The organism is Leifsonia sp. Root4, assembly GCF_001425085.1.
Classification (GTDB): domain Bacteria; phylum Actinomycetota; class Actinomycetes; order Actinomycetales; family Microbacteriaceae; genus Microterricola.
This window is the reverse complement of the sequence record NZ_LMDN01000005.1, coordinates 189,674-204,819: the sequence shown is the minus strand read 5'-3', so window position 1 is coordinate 204,819 and position 15,146 is coordinate 189,674. Positions and strand designations below refer to the sequence as shown.

13 protein-coding genes are annotated in these 15,146 nt (G+C 68.9%); 1 reads left to right on the top strand and 12 read right to left on the bottom strand.

Going from position 1 to position 15,146, the window contains the following annotated elements:
• Window positions 1-2 precede the first annotated feature (2 nt).
• Window positions 3-1,442: a lipase maturation factor family protein gene (locus ASC66_RS16745; protein WP_055842266.1), complete on the bottom strand. Its 1,440-nt coding sequence runs from the start codon at window positions 1,440-1,442 to the stop codon at window positions 3-5.
• 78 nt (window positions 1,443-1,520) lie between these two features.
• Between ASC66_RS16745 and ASC66_RS16740 the strand changes: the two genes are divergently transcribed.
• On the top strand, window positions 1,521-1,817 hold the full coding sequence (locus ASC66_RS16740; RefSeq protein ID WP_055842262.1) for a DUF503 domain-containing protein: 297 nt from the start codon (window positions 1,521-1,523) through the stop codon (window positions 1,815-1,817).
• 42 nt (window positions 1,818-1,859) lie between these two features.
• Here ASC66_RS16740 and dapF read toward each other — a convergent pair whose 3' ends face one another.
• The 11 genes from dapF to ASC66_RS16685 all read right to left on the bottom strand — a co-directional run bounded on the left by dapF (window position 1,860) and on the right by ASC66_RS16685 (window position 15,136).
• Window positions 1,860-2,741, bottom strand: a complete 882-nt coding sequence (gene dapF, locus ASC66_RS16735; protein ID WP_055842259.1) for a diaminopimelate epimerase — start codon at window positions 2,739-2,741, stop codon at window positions 1,860-1,862.
• A gap of 32 nt (window positions 2,742-2,773) precedes the next feature.
• Window positions 2,774-3,748, bottom strand: coding sequence for a tRNA (adenosine(37)-N6)-dimethylallyltransferase MiaA (gene miaA, locus ASC66_RS16730; RefSeq protein ID WP_200944852.1), 975 nt, complete (start codon window positions 3,746-3,748; stop codon window positions 2,774-2,776).
• On the bottom strand, window positions 3,748-5,382 hold the full coding sequence (miaB, locus tag ASC66_RS16725; RefSeq protein WP_082492455.1) for a tRNA (N6-isopentenyl adenosine(37)-C2)-methylthiotransferase MiaB: 1,635 nt from the start codon (window positions 5,380-5,382) through the stop codon (window positions 3,748-3,750). Before miaB ends, miaA begins: the two co-directional genes overlap by 1 nt.
• Before the next feature lie 18 nt (window positions 5,383-5,400).
• Complete coding sequence (locus tag ASC66_RS17930; RefSeq protein ID WP_082492454.1) at window positions 5,401-6,426, bottom strand: regulatory protein RecX; 1,026 nt, start codon at window positions 6,424-6,426, stop codon at window positions 5,401-5,403.
• A 14-nt stretch (window positions 6,427-6,440) separates the two neighbouring features.
• Window positions 6,441-7,556: a recombinase RecA gene (recA, locus tag ASC66_RS16715; protein WP_082492453.1), complete on the bottom strand. Its 1,116-nt coding sequence runs from the start codon at window positions 7,554-7,556 to the stop codon at window positions 6,441-6,443.
• A gap of 326 nt (window positions 7,557-7,882) precedes the next feature.
• A complete protein-coding gene (locus tag ASC66_RS16710) occupies window positions 7,883-8,113 on the bottom strand; it encodes a DUF3046 domain-containing protein (RefSeq protein ID WP_055842254.1) in 231 nt (76 codons plus the stop codon).
• A 132-nt stretch (window positions 8,114-8,245) separates the two neighbouring features.
• Complete coding sequence (locus tag ASC66_RS16705; protein WP_055842458.1) at window positions 8,246-8,554, bottom strand: helix-turn-helix domain-containing protein; 309 nt, start codon at window positions 8,552-8,554, stop codon at window positions 8,246-8,248.
• Between the two features lie 157 nt (window positions 8,555-8,711).
• Window positions 8,712-9,281, bottom strand: a complete 570-nt coding sequence (locus ASC66_RS16700; RefSeq protein ID WP_082492452.1) for a CinA family protein — start codon at window positions 9,279-9,281, stop codon at window positions 8,712-8,714.
• Window positions 9,274-9,870 (bottom strand): CDP-diacylglycerol--glycerol-3-phosphate 3-phosphatidyltransferase, encoded by a 597-nt coding sequence (gene pgsA / locus ASC66_RS16695; RefSeq protein ID WP_200944848.1) that lies wholly within the window; start codon window positions 9,868-9,870, stop codon window positions 9,274-9,276. The genes ASC66_RS16700 and pgsA overlap by 8 nt, the downstream gene beginning before the upstream one ends.
• An 8-nt stretch (window positions 9,871-9,878) precedes the next feature.
• Window positions 9,879-12,821 (bottom strand): FtsK/SpoIIIE family DNA translocase, encoded by a 2,943-nt coding sequence (locus tag ASC66_RS16690; RefSeq protein WP_055842251.1) that lies wholly within the window; start codon window positions 12,819-12,821, stop codon window positions 9,879-9,881.
• A gap of 158 nt (window positions 12,822-12,979) precedes the next feature.
• A complete protein-coding gene (locus ASC66_RS16685) occupies window positions 12,980-15,136 on the bottom strand; it encodes a bifunctional lysylphosphatidylglycerol flippase/synthetase MprF (protein WP_235496984.1) in 2,157 nt (718 codons plus the stop codon).
• Between the last annotated feature and the right edge of the window lie 10 nt (window positions 15,137-15,146).

Here is a 15,146-nt window from a genome sequence, read left to right as displayed (position 1 = left end):
CCTCAGCGGAGCCCGAGCTGCCGTAATGACACCGGCTCGACGAGCTCGCCGACCTCCGAGCGCACCCACCGTGCTCCGCTGGCGCGACGCTCGGCCCTGGTGCTGAAGCGGTAGAGGAAGACCCGAGCGCGCACCCAGCGCGGCGGCTCCTGCGTGAACGGGTTCACGCGCAACATCCGAAGCGTCCGCCTGTCCCCCTCGAGCAGACGCACGAGGAAGACCTCGAACCAGCGGGTGTCCCGCGATCCGAGTGCGAGGAACCACATCAGCCAGTCCAGACGGAGGTGGTACGGGGCGAACTGCCGCGGCATCCGCATCGGGTCTCCCGGTTTGCCCCGGAATTCGTAGGCCAGCCACACCGCGCCGTCCCCGGGCTCGACGTCGTCGCAGCCCTCGACGATCACCTCCAGGCGTCGCTTCGTGACCGTGCCGAACATGCCGTAGGCGTTCACGAGGTGGTAACGGTTGAAGCTCGCGTTCATCAGCTGTTGGCGCGAGAACAGATTGCGGGCCGGCCACCAGCTGAGCACGGCGAGCAGCGCGGACGCCGCGAGCACGAGCGCGACGAACCAGGCGGGTGCATCCGCGGGCGCCGGCCCGCTGGGCAGCACCGGGAGCATCGCACGGATGGTGCCGTCATCGATCGCCGAGAAGGCGAGCACGATGGTCAGCCAGTTCAGCCAGGCGAAGTTGCCGGTGACGATCAGCCAGAGCTGGGTGCCGATCAGGACGCCGGCGGCGACGGATGCCACGGGCTGCGGCGCGAAGAGGAAGAACGGCACGAGCAACTCGGCGACGTGGTTGCCGAACACCTCGCAGCGGTGGAACCACCGCGGCAGATGGTGCGCCAGCCGGCTCAACGGGTTCGGCATCGGCTGCGTCTCGTGGTGGTAGTCGAGCGCCGTGAAGTCACGCCACTCGCGCCCGCCGCGGATCTTGATCAGCCCGGCGCCGAGTTCGAGACGGAACAGCAGCCAGCGCAGGTAGATGATGATCAGGAGCGGCGGCGCCACCTCGGTGGAGCCGAGGAACGCGACGACGAAGCCGGCCTCCAGCAGCAGGCTCTCCCAGCCGAAGCCATAGAAGCTCTGCCCGACGTTCACGATCGACAGATAGCCGGCCCAGAGCAGCAGGAACGCCAGCATGGGCAGCCAGGGCGGGCCGAGCTGAGGCAGGCCGAGCACGAGCGTCACCGACACCGCGGCGCCACACCAGGCGAGCGCCAGCAGCATCCGGTCGGAGTAGCGCCAGTGGAACAGGCTGGGGAGCTCGCGGAAGCGGGTGCGGGCGAGGAGCCGAGGGGCCGGGAGCAGACCGTGTTCGCCGAGGAGCGCCGGGAACTGGTTGATCGTCGACACGAAGGCGATGAGATAGGCGGCGGCGACTCCGCGCTGCAACACGAGCCGTGCCACCTCAAAATCCCCGGCGCCGAACCAGTCCATCTCGCATCCACGCTAGGCGCATCACCCGCGAACGGCTACCCCGCGCGATGTGGCATCGGCGGGGCTAGAGTGGCGCCCATGTGGATCGGATGGCTGGAGCTGGACATCCTGCTCGGCGACGTGCATTCCCTCAAAGAGAAGCGCTCACTCGTGCGGCCGTTGCTCGCGGAGCTCCGACGCCGATTTCAGGTGAGCGTTGCCGAGGTCGACCACCTCGAGCTACACCGGCGCGCGGGGATCGGTGTCTCGCTGGTCGCCGCCGACCGGAGGCACATCGTCGAGGTGCTCGACGCGGTGGAGCGGTTCGTGGCGTATCGGCCCGAGATCGAGCTGCTCTCGGCGCACCGCTCGGACCGCACCACCGGCGACGACTGAGCCATCGCCGGCCGTGGGCGCGTGGGTTGTCGGCTGCGTGACCTAGCCCAGGTTGAGGACGCCGTCGAAGACGAGCTCAGCCGGGCCGGAGAGCGCCACGTGCTCACCGTCTTCCGTCGGGAACATGCGCACGCCGAGCACGCCGCCCGGCAGCTCGACCCGCCACTGGTTCGGCGCACCCGCGCCGGCCCAGTGCCGCACCGCGAGGGCGGCGGCCGCTGCCCCGGTGCCGCAGGACTGAGTCTCGCCTGAGCCGCGCTCGTGCACCCTCATGCGGAAGCGACCGACCCCGTCGTGGACCAGCGGATCGGCCGGCACCACGAACTCGACGTTGGCACCGTCGGCCGGGGTGGGTTCGAGCTGCGGGATGTAGCTGAGGTCCGCGGCCTCGAGCTCGGCCTCATCGGCCAGCGCCACGACGACGTGGGGGTTGCCGACGTTGATGCCGAGGCCGGGCCTGGCCACCGGGAGGTTCTTCGCGCGCACGAGCGGTTCCCCGCCATCGAGGCGCCACCGACCGAGATCGACCTGGAAGCCGTTGCGACTGCCCTGCACGTCGCGCACGCCCGCCCGTGTTCCGATGGGAAGCGTGTCGCCGTCGGCGAGCTCGGCGAGGCCCTGGTCGAGCAGGAACCGGGTGAAGACGCGGATGCCGTTGCCGCACATCTCCGACGGGGTGCCGTCGGCGTTCCAGTAGTCCATGAACCATTCGGCGTCGGCATCCTCGGCGAGGGCGGCGGCGCCCTCCGGGAGCCGGCTGGAGCGCACGGCGCGGATCAGCCCGTCACCGCCGATGCCGAAGCGGCGATCGCACACGGCGGCGATCTGGGCCGGGCTCAACGGGTTCAGCCCGTCGGGATCGGCGAAGAGCACGAAGTCGTTGCCGGTGCCCTGGCCTTTGGTGAAGTGCAGATCGAACGCCATGCGCCCAGTCTAAACGGCGAGGAGCAAACCGCTCAGACCGCGCGCCAGGCGCGGAGTGCGGCGTCGGCGCGGGCCGCGGCGGCATCCGCCCCATCGTCCTCCGTTGCGGCGGCGAGCCAGTGCGCGTGCGGGTACCGCTTGAACCAGCTCACCTGGCGGCGCGCGTAGCGGCGGGTGAGCTGCTGGGTGGCCTCGATGGCATCTGCCCCGCTGCTGCGCCCGTGGATCTCGTCGATCGCCTGGGTGTAGCCGATCGCGCGGCTGGCCGTGACTCCCTGCTCGAGTCCGAGCGGCAGCAGTGCGCGCACCTCGTCGAGCAGGCCGTCCGCCCACATCTGCTCGACCCTGCGGTCGAGACGGGCCGTGAGTGTGTCGCGCTCGGCGGCGAGCCCGACGATGGCGAGCGGATGCCACGGCACCGGCTCATCGGGCAGCGCGGCGGCGTTCGGCTCCCCCGTGACGGCGATCACCTCGAGTGCCCGCACGATGCGCCGGCCGTTGCTGGAGCCGATGCGGAGCGCGGTGGCCTCGTCGAAGGCCGCGAGACGTCGGTAGAGCGTGCCGGTGCCGAGCGCGAGGAGTTCTTCTTCGAGCGAGGCGCGGACCGCCGGATCTGTGCCCGGGAAGCGGAAGTCGTAGACCAGCGCCGAGACGTAGAGCCCGGACCCGCCGACAATGATCGGCACGGCGCCACGAGCACGGATGTCGTCAACGATCGCCCTGGCCTGGTCTTGGTAGCCGGCGACGGTCGCCTCATCGCGCACGCTCAGCACATCGAACATGTGGTGCGGGATCCCGCGGCGTTCGGCGAGCGGCAGCTTCGCCGTTCCGATATCCATGCCGCGGTAGAGCTGCATGGCATCGGCGTTCACGATCTCCGCTGCGACGCCGTCGGCGGCGAGCCGTTCGGCGATGTCGAGCGAGAGCGCCGACTTGCCCGTTCCGGTTGCGCCGACGACGGCAATCAGCGCGTGCCCGTCCGGGTGCGCCGGCTGTTCACCGCTCACTAGCGCAGATCGTCGTCGACGTTGTAGATCGGCACGGTGCTCGCGCCCGCGCCCAGGCTCTGGCCGACGTTCAGGGCCGATCCGACGCGGAGCGTCGGGAAGCCGAGCGACACGGGCCCCGGGGCGCCGCTCTGCGCGCCCGCTGTGCCCGTCGGTGCGGGGACGCCGCAGGATTCCGCCTCCTGGCGGTCCCATGCGTCGCCCGCACGGGTGCGCCGGATGGTGAGCGGAGCGTCATCGGCCGAGTCGGCGATGAGGAAGAAGGGCGCGGCCTGGCTCACGGTCACGGTGACGACATCGCCGGGGCGCGGAGTTGCAGAGCCGGCCGGGACCTCGAAGTGGACGAGCCGGCTGTCCTCAGCACGCCCGGAGAGACGCTCGGTGTCGGCATCCTTCTTGCCCGCGTGGTTGGTGACCAGAACCTCGACGGTGCGGCCGATGACCTTCTCGTTCTCTTCCCATGCGATCCGGTCCTGGAGTGCGACGAGACGCTCGTAGCGTTCCTGCACGACGGCCTTCGGCACCTGATCCGGCATGGTCGCGGCCGGAGTGCCGGGGCGGATCGAGTACTGGAAGGTGAAAGCCGTCGCGAAACGGGCCTCCTCGACGACGCGCAGCGTCTCCTGGAAGTCCTCCTCGGTCTCGCCGGGGAAGCCGACGATGATGTCGGTGCTGATGGCGGCGTTCGGGATGCGCTCGCGCACGCGCTCGAGGATGCCGAGGAACTTCGCCGAGCGATAGGAGCGGCGCATCGCCTTCAATACGCGGTCGGATCCGGACTGCAGGGGCATGTGCAGCTGCGGCATCACCGAGGGCGTCTCGGCCATGGCCTCGATCACGTCATCGGTGAACGCGGCCGGATGCGGGCTGGTGAAGCGGATGCGCTCGAGCCCCTCGATCGCGCCGGCTGCACGCAGCAGCTTTCCGAAGGCCAGCCGGTCGCCGAACTCGACGCCGTAGGAGTTGACGTTCTGGCCGAGCAGCGTGACCTCGATGGCGCCGTCATCGACGAGGGACTGGATTTCGGCGAGCACCTCACCCGGGCGGCGGTCCTTCTCCTTGCCGCGCAGGGCGGGCACGATGCAGAAGGTGCAGGTGTTGTTGCAGCCGACCGAGATCGACACCCAGCCGCTGTAGCTCGAATCACGCTTGGTCGGCAGCGTGGACGGGAAGGTCTCGAGCGACTCGAGGATCTCGATCTGCGCCTCGTCGTTGTGGCGCGCCCGCTCGAGCAGGCTCGGCAGCGAGCCCATGTTGTGCGTGCCGAAGACGACATCCACCCACGGAGCCTTCTCGAGGATGACGTTCTTGTCTTTCTGGGCCAGACAGCCACCGACGGCGATCTGCATGCCCTCGTGCTTGCGCTTGATGGATGCCAGGTAGCCGAGGTTGCCGTAGAGCTTGTTGTCGGCGTTCTCCCGCACGGCGCAGGTGTTGATCACCACAACGTCGGGCTCGACGCCGTCGGCCTTGACGTAGCCGGCCGCCTCCAACGAACCGCTCAAGCGCTCGGAGTCGTGCACGTTCATCTGGCAGCCGAAGGTGCGCACCTCGTAGCTTCGGGCACGACCGTCCGCATTGTGCGATGCCGTGGACGGCGCTATGACGGTGGGGGCTTCGCTGACGGTGCTCATGATGGGCTCTAGTTTAGATCAGCGAAAGCGCACGCCGCCTGATGGTCGCTTGCGGCCGGCCAGTGCGGTCTTGACGACATCGCGGACGACACCGGACGGGTAGCCCTTGCGCATCAGGAATCCGGTCAGGCGCCGCTCGGCGGTCGCCTCGTCATAGGAGCTCAACTGCCCGGCTCGTTTCACGGCCAGCTCCAGCGCCCGCGCTCGCTCGTCGTCCCGATCCGATTCGCCGAGCGCCTCGCTGATGACGATGGGGTTGATCTTGCGCCGGCTGAGCTCTTGCCTGATCGACGACGAGCCCAGGCCCTTGCGTCGCCGAAGTTGGTCGACGAGGTTCTCGGCGAGACGCACGTCATCGAGATAGCCGAGCCGCTCATTGCGTTCGATCCACTCCTCGAGCTGCTCCGCCGGCAAGCCGTTCTGTTCCAGGAACTGTTCCGCCTCGGCGATGGAGAGGTCGCGTCTGGCGAGCTTCTTGATGAGCGCATTCTCCAGAGCGGCCGGGTCGAACTCCGCCTCGGCCTCCTCCTCGTCGTCCTCGTCGCTGTACTCGGCGGTCCAATCGCCGGGTTCTGCGATGACGACGGGCTCGCCGTCGCCGTCGAAGCCCGCACTGTCGAAACCGCGTTCCGGCGCCAGGAATGGACGCCGGAACGCGGTCGACTCGATCCCGGATGACGCGGCGACGTCAATGCCCGGCGCCGCCCACGGCAGGTAGCTGACCGTGGCCAGCGAGCTGTCACGCTCTGCCGACGTCTCGGCAGCTACTCCGGCAGACGCCGGCGGATTGGCGGGCGGCGCGCTCGGCAGCGTGGCAAGCGGTTTGGCGGGCTTGACCGGTTGTGCCGATGTGACGGCTGTGACCGACTCGACCGGCTTGACGGGCCCGGCGACCGGCCGAGCAGGGGGCTGCTCGGCCGGCGTCTCGGCGCCAGCGCCCAGATCCGCCTCGGCGTCACCGCCGTGATTCTCGTCGTCACGCTGCTCGTTGTCACCGTGCTCGTTGTCACCGGGAGCGCCGCCGCCCCACCATCCGATTTCCATGATGAGTGGGCCGCCTAGGCGCCCTTGCGGGCCTTCAGCTTCGCGACGAGCGGCTCCTCCTCGACGGGCACAATGCCGGCAGCGGCATCGGCTGCGGCCTTCTTGGCCGCCTCCGCCGCTGCGGCGGCACCGACGGCGCCGACGCCGAGCTTGGCGAGGATCCGGTTCTCGATCTCGAGCGCGATGTCGGGGTTGCGCAGCAGGAAGTTGCGGGAGTTCTCCTTGCCCTGGCCGAGCTGGTCGCCCTCGTAGGTGTACCAGGCTCCGGACTTCTTGACGATGCCGTGGTCGACACCGAAGTCGATGAGGCTGCCCTCGCGGGAGATGCCGATTCCGTAGAGGATGTCGAACTCGGCCTGCTTGAACGGCGGAGCCATCTTGTTCTTGACGACCTTGACGCGGGTGCGGTTACCGACGGCATCCGTGCCGTCTTTCAGGGTCTCGATACGACGGATGTCGAGGCGAACCGAGGCGTAGAACTTGAGCGCCTTACCGCCGGCGGTCGTCTCGGGGCTTCCGAAGAAGACACCGATCTTCTCGCGCAGCTGGTTGATGAAGATCATCGTGGTGTTGGTCTGGCTGAGGCCACCGGTCAGCTTGCGCAGCGCCTGCGACATGAGGCGGGCCTGGAGGCCGACGTGGGAGTCACCCATCTCGCCCTCGATCTCGGCACGCGGCACGAGGGCGGCGACGGAGTCGATGACGATCAGGTCGATGGAGCCGGAGCGCACCAGCATGTCGGCGATCTCGAGCGCCTGCTCACCGGTGTCCGGCTGAGAGACGAGCAGGGCGTCGATGTCGACACCGAGCTTCTTCGCGTACTCGGGGTCGAGTGCGTGCTCGGCGTCGATGAAGGCGGCGATGCCGCCAGCGCGCTGGGCGTTGGCGATGGCGTGCAGGGTGAGCGTGGTCTTACCCGAGGATTCCGGGCCGTAGATCTCGACGATGCGGCCGCGCGGCAGTCCGCCAATGCCGAGCGCGACGTCCAGTGCGATCGAACCGGTGGGAATGGTCTCGACGGGGGCGCGCTCGTCGCTGCCGAGGCGCATGACCGAGCCCTTGCCGAACTGGCGGTCGATCTGAGCGAGAGCGGTCTCGAGTGACTTCTCGCGGTCTGCGGGTGATGGCATTTCATTCTCCTTGACTGGTTCGGTACGCCTATAGGCTGTCGTGTTCGTGGCGGCGGATCCGGTCTGCTCGACGCGATTTCTCGTGCGTCGAGCACCCTTCAACCCTGTGAACCGGGCACGAACTGACAAGGCAGTCAGCAGTTCTTCAGCTGATGTTTTCGACTGTACGCCGAGCCACCGACACGGGTTCGTGTGCGGGTGGATCGGTGGAAAACGGTCAGCTCAGGTCCTGCTGTGCAGGAGCCTAGTACGAACCGAACAGATATTCGACATGAACGCGGCGTGTCGCCCCAGGGAATCGAACGCGCGCGGGCGCGCGGGCTGCGTCAGCGGGCGGAAGCCGGCCTCGGCAGGCCGACGCCGTAGCGCCGTTCGCTCGGAACGTCGGTGGCCTCGCAGATCGCCAGCCAGACCTCGCGCGGCGGAACTCCCGCCCGCAGCGCCTGCTCCCCTGTGCGGTTGCCGAGGGCGGGCAGCACGAGGTCGTTCAGCACCACGGCAGCGTAGGCGTCACCGAACTCGGTGGCCATGGCCAGGTTGAACTCACTTCGACGCATGCTGCAACGCTAAGCGAAACAATGCCGGCCGGTCAAAAGACCGGCCGGCATTGTTGAGTGCGTGCAGATGCGGCAGCACACCGCTGCCGGCATCCGCCAGAGCCCAAGGAAATCGGCTCAGAGGAAATCGGCTCAGCGCACCATCATGTCTGCGTCGAAGTTCGCGACAAACTCGTCGGGAACCGTGTCGGGAATCGGATCAATGCCTTCAAGGACGGCGAGACGATCGCCGACCTCGCGCATGATGACCGAAATCGGAGTGTCGAGGGCATCCGCAACCGAAGCGAGGATCTCGCTTGAGGCTTCTTTCTGACCGCGCTCAACCTCACTCAGGTAGCCCAAGGCGACGCTCGCCTTGCTGGCAACCTGACGAAGAGTGCGACCCTTCTGAAGTCGGAAGTCCCTGAGCACATCGCCGATTTCTTGACGAACAAGAATCATCGGAACCTCCTTCATAGCTTCTGTGAGCTGTGTCTGCCACGGTCCACCGGCCGTGTCAAGGAGGTCAGTCTAGCCGAACCCCCGTTGCATAAACACTATCGGTGCACACTGGGCTTTACTTGTGAATTCGTGGTGTGTAACCGCGTGTTCACCACATCTATTCCGTCGGGGCGGACGGAACTTCTGAGATGCCGAGCTCGTGTGCGAGCAGGCTGAGCGCCGCCTGTACCGTCGTCGCCCTGATGGCGGCGCGGTCACCGGGCAGATGCAGCCGGCTCACGGTGAGCCCTGCGCCTGCGGCCAGGGCGACGAAGACGGTGCCGGGCGGCTGGCCGTCTTGCGGATCGGGGCCGGCGACGCCGGTCGTGGCGAGGCCATAGTCGGCGTCCTGGCCGTCGACGGCGAGCACCGAGCGCACCCGGTCGGCCATCTGCTGGGCGACAGCGGCGTCAACGGCACCGCGTTCGGCGAGCAGTGTCGAGTCGACCCCGAGCACGCTGCTCTTGATCGCGGTGTCGTAGGCCACCACGGCGCCGCGGAACACGGCGGAGGCGCCGGGTACGTTCACCAGTTCAGCTGCGAGCAGCCCGCCGGTCAGCGATTCGGCGACGGCCAGGGTCGACCCGCGTCGGGTCAGCTCGGCGACGACGAGCGCCGCGGCATCCGCGACGACGAGCGGGCGGGTGACCGGCGACTCGAGCGGTGCCGAGTCGGATGGCTCAGACACGGCTCTTCTTCAGGCGTGCGGCGTCGACGAGGTACTGCACCCCCGTGTAGACCGTGATCACGACGGCCGCCGTCATGGCGATCCCGTTGACCCAGTGCACCCAGTCGCCGAAGACGGTCCAGAACGGCAGCAGCGCCAGGGAGATGGCCACGGACTGCACGAGCGTCTTGAGCTTGCCGCCCTTCGATGCCGGCACGACGTTGCCGCGGCCGAGTTCGACGAAGCGCCAGACGGTGATGCCGACCTCGCGGATGACGATGATCGCGGTCACCCACCACGGCAGTTCGCCGAGGATCGACAGGCAGACGAGCGCACCGCTGGTGAGCAGCTTGTCGGCGATGGGGTCGAGCAGTTTGCCGAGATCGGTGACGAGGTTCTTGCGGCGCGCGATCGCGCCGTCGATGCCGTCGGTGCCGATCGCCACGATGAACAGCACGGCCGCCCACCAGCGCAGGGCGCCGTCGGCACCGTCGTCGGCGAGCAGCATCCAGAAGAAGATCGGGGCGAGCAGGATCCGGATGACCGTGATGATGTTCGGGGCGTTCCAGTTGCTCGGCCGGGTGGCGGGTGCCATGTCGCTGGGTGTCATGAGTGCGGCTAGTCCCTACCGGTCAGATTCCAGGCGTCCTCGTCGGTGTCGCCCTCGACCTCAGGGTACCCCTCAGACATCTTCGCGACGGGGTCACCGCCGTAGGGGTCGTGCTCGACCGGCGTCGGGGCCGTCGCCGGGGCGGATGCCGGCGCCGCCTGCTCGCGCGGCTCCTCGCCGCGCAGCCGAGCCAGCACTCCCCCGAGCTGTTCGGCCGTGACGAGCACGTCGCGCGCCTTCGAGCCCTCGGACGGGCCGACGATCTCGCGGCTCTCCAGCAGGTCCATCAGTCGGCCGGCCTTCGCGAAGCCGACCCGGAGCTTGCGCTGCAGCATGGAGGTGGAGCCGAACTGGGTGGACACGACGAGCTCTGCCGCGGCCAGCAGCAGCTCGAGGTCGTCGCCGATGTCGGAGTCGATCTCCTTGCGCTCGACCGAGGCCGCGACATCCTGCCGGTACTCGGGGCGCGCCTGTTGGGTGACGTGCTTGACGACGCGTTCGATCTCGCTCTCGCTCACCCATGCACCCTGGACGCGGAGCGCCTTGGATGCGCCCATCGGGAGGAACAAGGCATCGCCCTGACCGATGAGCTTGTCGGCGCCCGGCTGGTCCAGGATGACGCGGGAGTCGGTGACGCTCGTGACGGCGAAGGCCATGCGGCTCGGCACATTGGCCTTGATCAGACCGGTGACGACGTCGACCGACGGCCGCTGGGTCGCCAGCACGAGGTGGATGCCGGATGCGCGGGCGAGCTGGGTGATGCGCACGATCGAGTCCTCGACGTCGCGCGGCGCGACCATCATCAGGTCGGCGAGCTCATCGACGACGACGAGCAGATACGGGTAGGGCTTGAGCTGCCGTTCGCTGCCGGCCGGCAGGATGATCTCGTTGCCGACGACGGCCTTGTTGAAGTCGTCGATGTGGCGGAAGCCGAAGCTCGCCAGATCGTCGTAGCGCATGTCCATCTCTTTGACGACCCAGGAGAGCGCCTCTGCGGCCTTCTTCGGGTTCGTGATGATGGGCGTGATCAGGTGCGGGACGCCCGCGTACGGGGCCAGCTCGACGCGCTTCGGGTCGATCAGCACCATGCGCACATCGCTCGGCTTGGCACGCATCAGGAGGCTCGTGATCATGGAGTTCACGAAGCTCGACTTACCGGAGCCGGTGGAACCGGCCACGAGCAGGTGGGGCATCTTGGCGAGGTTGGCCACGACGTAGCCGCCGCCGACGTCCTTGCCGACGCCGATCGTCATCGGGTGGGTGCTGTTCGTGGAGGCACCGGAGCGCAGCACATCGCCGAGGGTGACGATCTCTCGGTCGGTGTTCGGGATCTCGATGCCGATCGCGCTCTTGCCCGGGATCGGCGAGAGGATGCGGACCTCGTTGGACGCGACGGCGTAGCTGAGGTTCTTGGAGAGTGCGGTGACCCGCTCGACCTTGACGCCGGGGCCGAGTTCGACCTCGTACTGGGTGACGGTCGGTCCACGGGAGAAGCCGGTGACCTTGGCGTCGACCGAGAACTGGGTCAGCACGTCGGTGATCGCCCGCACCACCTCGTCGTTGGCCGCGGAGCGGGTCTTGGCCGGCGCCCCGGCGACGAGCGTCGACGCGGACGGCAGGTTGTACGGCGCGGCAGGGCCGGCCGGCACGGCGTCGCCGAGGGCGTCGGCGTCGAAGTCGTCGCCCTCGAGGCCGAAGCCGGGTAGCGCAGTGCCGGGGAGCACGCCGGTCGCGGCGAGCGAGGCGTCCTCGCCCTGATCGTCTCCCTGCAGGCCCGTCGAGCCCCGCTGCAGCTGGATGTCGCCGGTGTAGCGCTTGAGCGCGGCCTCGGCTTGGGCGAGATCGCCGAGCACCTCGGTGTTGTATCCGGCGGCGTCCGGGACGGCGGGAGGCGTGCCGAAGCTGATGCCCTGCGCCGGCGGCGCGGCCGGGGCGGGAACACCTTCGAGCGCACTGTCGAATCCGCCAGATGACGGCTCGGTGCCGAACACGGCCGTGAGATCGTCGACGATGGCCCCGCCGAAGTCTGGGTCCTCCTCGCGCTGCGAGTTGTTGCGACGCCACCACGGCAGGGCGCCGTTGCCGCTCGGCTCCTCGTCGTCGTCCTCGGCGAGCTTGGCGAGAGCGTCGATGCCGTCGAGTTCGACCTGCTTGCTCTCGAGCTTCTCCTGCTTGGCGGCCGCACGCGCGTCGGCATCCGGAAGCTGCTCACCGAACAGCCAGGCGTAGAGCTCGCGCAGCCGCTGCGGCAGCTTGTTCGGCGGGGTCTTGGTGATGATGAAGAGCGAGAGCAGAAGGAGCAATGAGATGACGATCGTGGCACCGACCGGTGTGATGAGCAGGATCAGCGGCGCTGCGATCATCCAGCCGAGGATGCCGCCGGCCTGGGCGAGCACGGGCATGCCCTCGACGGGGGCAGGCTGGCCGCCGAAGATGTGCGAGAGGCCGGAGACGCAGACGAGCAGGATGCCGAGGCCGATGCCGATGCGGGTGTTGTCGTGCACGCTGGCCGGATGCCGGAACAGCCAGCCGGCGAAGAGCAGCATGATCACGGGCAGGGCGAACGCCACGCGGCCGAACAGCCCGCCGAAGGTCCAGGCGTCGAGGTTCTGGGCGACATCGTTGTTGATCAGGAACCACTCGACTCCGGCACCGGCGATGGCCAGCAGCACGAGGAAGAATGGCAGCCCGTCGCGGCGCTCCTCCTTGGCGAGCTTCTCCGGGCCGAGCGCACGGAACGCACCACCGGTCAGGTGGGCGAGGCCCATCCACATCCGCACGATGAGCGCGGGCTTCTCCTCGACCGCCTCGAACTTGAGGGTCTTCTGCGCCGCCGTCTGCCGGGGCGCGCGCTTGGTCGGGGTCGCCCCGGTCTTGGAGGCAGCTCCTGAACCCGAGGCGCGCCCGGAAGTGTTGCCGCCGCGCCCGGTCGGCTTAGTGCTTGTTGCCATAGATTCCACGGTACTTCGGGCCGCCGACATTGGCGTGCAAGCGGGGGCGAGTGTCCGATATGGGCAGCCGGCGACGACGTCCGGTGAGAGCGGTCATATGGCCGCCTTTCGGCGACGAAAGCGGCCATCTGACCGCTCTCAGTGGAACTGTGGGGCGCTCAGACGGCGGAGCGCACCAGATCGCGCAGCGAGGCATCGGGGAGGTACGCCTTGGTGAGCGCGATTCCGATCCGGGGCAGGTCGGCCTCGTCACGGTAGAGCAGGTACAGCGGTGACGGGCGCGGGTTGAACTTGGCCTTGAACTGGTGCAGCGAGTGGAAGCCGTAGAGCGGCTCCAGCGTCGTCGCTATCACGTCGAGCACCCGCTCGATCGGGCCCTGCTCCCCCGCGGCACTGTTGACCAGCGGCGCACCGGAGAGGGAGGCGACGAGCGCCCCCTGCTCCTTGAACGCGAGGGCCGATGAGGCGATCAGGAACTCCATCACGGGCCCGAAGCCGCCGTCGCGCCGGCGCATCAGGTCGAGCGTCCATCCGGTCACGGCCCCGCCGGCCCCGTAGACGGGCAACCACGACGTGACGCCGTGAATGCTGCCGTCGGCGTCGACCGCGATGCCGACCACCACCTCCGGGTCGAGCGCCTCGTCGACGCCGCCGAGGGTGAACTTCATCTCCGGCAGCCCCTTGTCACCGACCCACTGCTCCGAGATGGCCCGCACCTGGGCGAGCACAGCCCAGGGTTCGTCGGCGAGGCGGCAGAGCCGGAAGCTGATCCCCTCGCGCTCGGCCCTGTTGAGCGCAGCGCGCACGTTCTGCCAACGCTTCCCGCGCAATTCCATCGCCGGCAGGTCGATCAGCGTGTCCTCGGCCACCTGCAGGCTGCGCCAGCCATCCGGCAGCGCGTCGAGCGCGGCGGCGGAGACGGAGAAGGCGCACGGCGTCAGGCCGGAGTGCTGGGAGTCCGCGGCGAATTCGTGCATCACGGTCGCGAGGCGTTCCGGGGACGCGATGGGGTCGCCGAGCGCGATGGCGACACCGGCGTGGCGCTGGTAGGCGACGACGGCGTCGGCGGCGGCATCCGGGGCCGGTCGGGAGAAGAAGTACTCGTTGCCGCTCCACGTGCTCATCCACGAGATCACGCCTCCGCCCAGCGCGTGCAGCAGGCGGCGTGCCTCCGCCGCATCGCTCTCGACGGCGCCGCCCGGCCGACGCCGACGGCGGCGGAGCGGAACCCGGAACGCCCCGCGCCCGATGAGCAGCACGGCGAGCTGGGCCAGCCAGAGCACCGCGGATGCCGCGGCGAATCCGCCGCCGTCGACGGTGCCGGCGCCGAGCACCACCACCAGAATGATGAGGATCAGCTGCAGCTGATTGAGCAGCGCGAGCACCACGGCGATCCACCAGGCAAGCCGCACCCCGCGACGCACGCCGTTGCCGATCAGCAGGATGATCACGACGTCGAGGAGGACATCGCCCCAGAGCGCGGTCGACGCGACAGAGGTGCCGAGCGGCCCGGTGAATGTCGCCAGGTTCACGATCACCTGCACCACGGCGATCACCACCAGCCCGGAGAAGGCGAGCAGACGCCACTCTCGTTCGCTGGGTCGGCCGAGCGGCTTGCGATAGCGCGGGAGCAGCGGAACGACCACGAGGGCGATCGCGACGCCGAAGAGGTGCTCGACGTCGGGGAGCGTTCCGAAGTAGAGGGCGGCGATGCCGACCCAGGAGCCGAGGGCGAGGCGCGCCCGCAGCCGCCACGGGGCGCGCAACGCCGCCGTCGCCGCCGCAGCGCAGGCGAAGGCTCCGCCGGACGGGCCGACATCCAGCTGCGACGCGAGGTCAACCGCCCACGCCCAGCCGCTCGGCCGGAGCAGTGCAAGGGTGAGCGCCGTGGCGAGGATCGCGAAGAGCTGGCCGCCGGCGAAGACCACGGCGGCACGCCGGGCGCCGAGCACCCGCTCGGCCCAGCCGAGCCCGCCGAGGATGAGCACCGCGATGGGGAGGTAGTGGCTGGGTTCCGCGGCGAGGAAGGTCCCGGTGAGCGGTGTCCACCAGCGCCCGGCCTCGAACGCCGGCAGACCGTAGGCGACGGTGTCGTACCAGCTCGCTGCAGACGCCGGCATCCAGAGCGCCTGGCTGAACACACCGACGATCAGCAGCGTGGCGAAGACGGAGAGCGTCAGTGCCGAACGGCGCAGGAGATCGGCCGGGAACAGGCGTGACAGCCTGCCGCCGCGGGCGGTGCCGGATGCCGGGGCGACCGCTGTCGTCGGGGCATCGGATGCCGCAGCCGTCTGCCCCGCATCAGATTCGGTCACGAGCATTCCC

Bases quoted from the DNA above. Each gene is read 5' to 3' on its own strand.
- recA (WP_082492453.1), bottom strand. From the start codon at position 7,556: ATGCCATCACCCGCAGACCGCGAGAAGTCACTCGAGACCGCTCTCGCT.
- ASC66_RS17930 (WP_082492454.1), bottom strand. From the start codon at position 6,426: ATGGAAATCGGATGGTGGGGCGGCGGCGCTCCCGGTGACAACGAGCAC.
- ASC66_RS16710 (WP_055842254.1), bottom strand. From the start codon at position 8,113: ATGCGTCGAAGTGAGTTCAACCTGGCCATGGCCACCGAGTTCGGTGAC.
- miaB (WP_082492455.1), bottom strand. From the start codon at position 5,382: ATGAGCACCGTCAGCGAAGCCCCCACCGTCATAGCGCCGTCCACGGCA.
- ASC66_RS16690 (WP_055842251.1), bottom strand. From the start codon at position 12,821: ATGGCAACAAGCACTAAGCCGACCGGGCGCGGCGGCAACACTTCCGGG.
- dapF (WP_055842259.1), bottom strand. From the start codon at position 2,741: ATGGCGTTCGATCTGCACTTCACCAAAGGCCAGGGCACCGGCAACGAC.
- ASC66_RS16705 (WP_055842458.1), bottom strand. From the start codon at position 8,554: ATGATTCTTGTTCGTCAAGAAATCGGCGATGTGCTCAGGGACTTCCGA.
- ASC66_RS16740 (WP_055842262.1), top strand. From the start codon at position 1,521: ATGTGGATCGGATGGCTGGAGCTGGACATCCTGCTCGGCGACGTGCAT.
- ASC66_RS16745 (WP_055842266.1), bottom strand. From the start codon at position 1,442: ATGGACTGGTTCGGCGCCGGGGATTTTGAGGTGGCACGGCTCGTGTTG.
- pgsA (WP_200944848.1), bottom strand. From the start codon at position 9,870: ATGACACCCAGCGACATGGCACCCGCCACCCGGCCGAGCAACTGGAAC.